The organism is Cecembia lonarensis LW9 (genome assembly GCF_000298295.1).
Lineage (GTDB): Bacteria > Bacteroidota > Bacteroidia > Cytophagales > Cyclobacteriaceae > Cecembia > Cecembia lonarensis.
Genome location: NZ_AMGM01000176.1, coordinates 1 through 1776, shown reverse-complemented (window position 1 = coordinate 1776; position 1776 = coordinate 1). Strand labels below are relative to the sequence as shown.

Genomic DNA, 1776 nt, shown 5'->3' with positions numbered 1-1776 from the left:
GCCGTATAAGTACCGACGCCCATTTTTTGAGAGGCTTCACCTAGAAATTTTTGAAATGCCTCTTTGTCTATGCTTTTCCAAAATGCACCGTTATACAAATAGATAAATTCCTTATTCTTACAAATTCCCCATTTTTTCCGTTTGGCTAAATCGCTTATTTCTTCAATCGTTATTATCAAATAATGCTTTTCATTTAAGGAGAAATTATCCAATGCCTCTTGGATTTTAAGCAATTGTTGAGAGTTCAAATTCTTATCCTTAAGCTTTGCTTCTAGTGAGGCTTTAGCCCTCTTTTCAAAATCTATTGCTTTGACCTCGCTAAGCAATTGGATTAATATTCCATCATGGGAATTTAATTCGGTATTCTTTGCCATGCCTTCCACATGGTTTTTAAATCCGTCTTTATTTATCTCTGTCATGTCTGAGTAGCTTTTGAATTTGTTTGTATAAGTATCTAATAAAGTCTATGGTCATCGCTAGGCCTGCCACAAATCCCACGGTAATAAGGACCGCAATCAACTGTTCAAATATTAACCTCATCATTTCCTTCCCCTCCTATCTCTTTTTTGCATGGCTTTATATTCTATGCTTTTAGAATAGCCCATGAGGATTTGATTTAAGGCCTCATAAAAGCAATCATTAAGGCCATAGATTTCCACGGGACAAACAATACTTCCAATCTCAAAATCTTTATCCCAAAGAGATATATAAACTATCCCTAAACCTATCATTGAAGCCTTAAGAGTAATTAATCTTTTTTTGGTATCTTTACCCTGTCGAGTAGCTTTGACACTAGAGGAGGTGGCATTTGGGTTTTTACTCATGGCTTCCTCCTTTTCTTTTGCGCTTGGAAATGATTTTTTGCGCTTCTTCCTCCACATCAAAGGCCCGTTTATTTCCAGCCTTCACCCATTCGATTAAATCATTTTGGGAAAAGTACAACCGCCCTGCTCTCTTATGATGAGGGATTATTCCCTTTGATACATAGGAGTAAAGAGTCTGCTTTTGTACGTGGAGAAATTCCGCTGTCTCGGATATTGTCATCAACTTATCCCCTTGCTGGCCTGTGGAGGACTCGAGGATCAAGGATTTGATTTGCTTCACCTCATCAAAGAGGGAGGCCATCGCCTTTGGTAGGCTGTCGAATGTAATTTGATTTGCTTCCATATTTTTAATAATTCTTACTAATGGAGGCAATTTATAAAGGTCAAAAAATCAATATTGATTCAGGGTAAGGAGGGTAAAAACAAAGGTAAAGAGGGTAAAAAATAAATCTAATTCAATGTAAAAATCCCACTAATTCCATTCATAATTTGAATTTGATTTCTTAAAATTACTTGTATCCAGGTCATCAAATTCTTTTGTTAAAAAAGCATCCTTAAGTAAGTTTAGGAATGGTTCTTTGTTTCTGTTTTGATTGTAGTATTCAATTTGACACTTATCATAGAATAGATAAAAAAGTTTTACAAGTGCATACTTCGCACCATGGCCCAAAGTGATTTTTGGCTTAGGCAAATCGGTTTCTCCTCCAAAGGACCTTCTTAGAAAAATATCAAAATCCTTATTTGTCATCCAATCCTTTTTCTTTGGATTCTTTTTTTCAATCAATGGTCTAAAATGCTGTCGGACCTCATCCATAGGCATTTGATTGAATTTGTTTTCAATTTCATTTCCTTTGGCCGTGTATTCATTTACATCATGTGGGCTTAACTTAGATAATTCATTAATTTCATTCTTTAAATCTTTCATTTTGAAATATAAATCAAGACTATCTAA

3 protein-coding genes and 1 pseudogene are annotated in these 1776 nt (G+C 35.1%); all 4 read right to left on the bottom strand.

From position 1 onward, the window contains the following. Positions 1 to 419: pseudogene (locus B879_RS20635) on the bottom strand (DNA primase); the annotation flags it as partial. 120 nt (positions 420 to 539) lie between these two features. Beyond that, entirely contained in the window at positions 540 to 824 is a 285-nt protein-coding gene (locus B879_RS20630; protein ID WP_009187167.1) for a hypothetical protein, read from the bottom strand. Continuing rightward, on the bottom strand, positions 817 to 1167 hold the full coding sequence (locus B879_RS20625) for a helix-turn-helix domain-containing protein (protein WP_009187166.1): 351 nt from the start codon (positions 1165 to 1167) through the stop codon (positions 817 to 819). The genes B879_RS20630 and B879_RS20625 overlap by 8 nt, the downstream gene beginning before the upstream one ends. A 129-nt stretch (positions 1168 to 1296) precedes the next feature. Continuing rightward, a partial coding sequence (locus tag B879_RS20620; protein WP_040401505.1) for a hypothetical protein occupies positions 1297 to 1776 on the bottom strand: 480 nt, incomplete at its 5' end.